General features: G+C 39.7%; 4 protein-coding genes. 2 read left to right on the top strand and 2 right to left on the bottom strand.

Annotation, left to right across the window (positions count from 1 at the left end):
* Positions 1-31: 31 nt before the first annotated feature.
* Complete coding sequence (locus tag ACUVXA_RS19395) at positions 32-178, top strand: hypothetical protein (RefSeq protein ID WP_445872940.1); 147 nt, start codon at positions 32-34, stop codon at positions 176-178.
* Here the strand turns inward: ACUVXA_RS19395 and ACUVXA_RS19390 are convergent.
* Entirely contained in the window at positions 175-1,107 is a 933-nt protein-coding gene (locus ACUVXA_RS19390) for a vWA domain-containing protein (RefSeq protein ID WP_445872939.1), read from the bottom strand. The genes ACUVXA_RS19395 and ACUVXA_RS19390 overlap by 4 nt on opposite strands.
* Positions 1,108-1,368: 261 nt before the next feature.
* Between ACUVXA_RS19390 and ACUVXA_RS19385 the strand changes: the two genes are divergently transcribed.
* A complete protein-coding gene (locus tag ACUVXA_RS19385; protein WP_445872938.1) occupies positions 1,369-1,887 on the top strand; it encodes a gamma carbonic anhydrase family protein in 519 nt (172 codons plus the stop codon).
* 22 nt (positions 1,888-1,909) lie between these two features.
* Here the strand turns inward: ACUVXA_RS19385 and ACUVXA_RS19380 are convergent, their stop codons facing one another.
* A complete protein-coding gene (locus ACUVXA_RS19380) occupies positions 1,910-2,467 on the bottom strand; it encodes a hypothetical protein (RefSeq protein WP_445872937.1) in 558 nt (185 codons plus the stop codon).
* Positions 2,468-2,743 lie beyond the last annotated feature (276 nt).

Here is a 2,743-nt window from a genome sequence, read left to right as displayed (position 1 = left end):
AGGAACCGAACACCATCTGGAAGTGTCCTAGATGGGTAAGTTTCGGACAACGGTTCCAGTAGCGTCTACCAGCTTTAGGCTGGGCGATGTGAACATTTGCACTTCAACGTTCCGAGCTATGTACCCTTTACCTCGAATATCTGCGAATGTTCTTTCAATTTCATCCATGGTTACTTAGTAGATGTCACCACCAGTTTCCAACGCTAGATCTCCCAAGGTTTTTAATGCCAGTCGACTCTCTGCTCCTTCTTCGCGTACTCCCACCACATCTACTATTATGTTTCCAAAATTGCAGCTTCCCGCGAGTTCTTTGTAAAATACTTTTCCTGTAGTGCTCGAGCTTTCCAAGCTTCCAAATCCCATGTTTGCTAACCCATCGGTTAGTAAGAGCAATCTTCCTCCATTCCTCATTTTTAAGAGGGTGTATCCTCCTAGGAGGCCGGGTCCCAGTGCGGTCATATCCATGGATTCTAGTTTAGATATGGCTTTTAACCATTTGTCAGCATTCTTTTTAATGGGTTCAAAACTGTATTTTGCATGGCTGAATCTTTCGGCAATTTTCTGCTGGGAGTAAATATCATCGCCTCCAATAGCTAGGACATTTTTGCCATTTGAGTCGATGAGATAGACACTGGATTCAAAGGCTATTAAACCAAAATTACTACTGGGAGCGTTAACTTTTAGATCCTTTATTGTTTCCGACAAGCTTCTATTTACTGCCTCCAGTTTTCCTCCGGACATTGAGCCGGAAATATCGATCACGGCGACTATGTTTTCACCGGTCAACTCAGGTCTCGTGGTCTTAATATCCATGGCTTCTTCTATTATGAAATCCACGTCATCTACTAGATGGGTGGGTAAATCCTTGGGGTCAACAATGTTTACTGTACCGCAAAAGACACACTTAAAATGAGTTCCTATTTTTGGATCTTTCACTACTCTTGATGGGTCGGTTAGAACTCCGTCGCATCTCTGGCATTGAATTGGTTTTCCCACAATAACCTGTTTGGGCTTTCCCAATTCCTCAAAAGACAGGGAAGCCACATAAGGCAAATCCATTTTAATAGTTTTTCTTTCCAAGACTCTATTAAAAGATGTTTTAAACATTTCACGGTTCTCCAATCTACTTAAATTCCTAATGTGTTAAATATGAAAAGTTGAAACTTTATGATTAATTAACCACATTCAGAATAAAAATACATTATGCAACTTCTTACTTTCGATAAAAAAATAAAAATCTATTTCGTGTTGGGAGATTTAATCGAATTTACATGCCTAGTAAATATTTTTATTATGTTTTTAGATTAATTTTTAAGCTTAATAATTTATAGTGTGAGGTATAGTCAAAGAGCCAAGGAGGTTGAAATATTGCCTATTTACGAATACTTGGGAAAGATTCCAAAAATCCATCCAACAGCATATGTTAGTCCAAATTGTTTCGTTGCAGGTGGAGTGGAAGTTGATGAGCAGGGTGCAATTTTTGACTACGCAGTGGTTAGGGGTGATTTCTCTACTATTAAAATCGGTAAGTATTCCAATGTTCAGGACTGCTGCTCGGTTCATGCAGCCGTAACTCCTACTATTATAGGCGACTATGTGACAGTGGGCCACGGAGCTGTAATTCACGGTGCCAAAATCGGCAACATGGTAATAGTGGGAATAAATTCAGTAGTACTTGACGGGGCTGAGATAGGCGACAACTGTATCATTGGTGCAGGAGCCCTAGTTACCTCAAATACCAAGATACCCTCAAATAGTTTAGTTCTCGGTAACCCGGGAAAGGTGGTTAAAGAGATTGGGGAGGATCGGCTTGCCACTATCAGAATGAGTGCTGAAAGCTATAACCAACTGGCCCAAAACTACAAAAAGATAGTGGGAAAAACCTAATTCACAATTTTTTACATGAAATTTAAGTTTGGGTGGCCTCAAACAGCCTGTCTAAATCCTTTCTTATTTTATCTTTTTTCTCCTTTAAGGTCTCTAATATGTCTTTATACTCACTTTCTGTGATTCTTCTTTCTTCCCTCGCAATTTCTAATTCTGCCATTCTGCTGAAGAGTCTTTCCAGTTCCCTCTCCAGCTCATGCAATGAAACTTTTGGCCTCTGACCCAGCAAGTCCCAAGAACTTGAGCGTGCAATCTCTTCTTCCTCCCTGATTTTAACCGTGTCAACTTTTTTAGCTCGTTCCTCTAACTTTTGCATCCTTTCTTCCTCCTCTTGATTGACACTGGCCTGCTCTTCCCTCACGGCAATAGTTTCTCCAGACGAGATGAAGATTAGCTCTTGAATTAATCTGACCGCTGTTTCTAATAATGTTTCAATGTTTCGAACACGCTCATCTAATCTGGCTATTCTCTGATGGATGGTCTCGAATTTGTTGTCGAGTGTTCTCTTCTCCGTGATTTTTTCGAGTAGCTCGTCGAGGATTCCTTTCATTCTCTCTATTTCTTCCCTACCAACCATCATTACATCCTCCTTTAGAGTCGGTTACAGTTTTCCCCTAGTTCTGCCCTTTCGTGTATGCCCCGTTTTAAGCCCTATTTTTTATTAAATCATATTATTTTTGTTAAAGGATAATAATTAGGTTTGTAATATGCTAGTATTGTCCCGAATATTCCCCGGTTATTTAATTAGGATTTATAAGCAATGAGACCACCACTTATTTAAACTTTATTATTAATTTTTCGGCACAATGTAATTTGGGTGTTTTTGCTTGGGGTGTATGTGTTTTTGTTTATTTGG

This window comes from Candidatus Jordarchaeum sp. (genome assembly GCF_052745115.1).
The sequence above is the reverse complement of the archived record's forward strand: the minus strand, read 5'-3'. Positions and strand labels throughout refer to the sequence as shown.

Excerpts from the sequence above, each read along its gene's own strand:
- ACUVXA_RS19380 (WP_445872937.1), bottom strand. The coding sequence starts at position 2,467 with ATGATGGTTGGTAGGGAAGAAATAGAGAGAATGAAAGGAATCCTCGAC.
- ACUVXA_RS19390 (WP_445872939.1), bottom strand. The coding sequence starts at position 1,107 with ATGTTTAAAACATCTTTTAATAGAGTCTTGGAAAGAAAAACTATTAAA.
- ACUVXA_RS19395 (WP_445872940.1), top strand. The coding sequence starts at position 32 with ATGGGTAAGTTTCGGACAACGGTTCCAGTAGCGTCTACCAGCTTTAGG.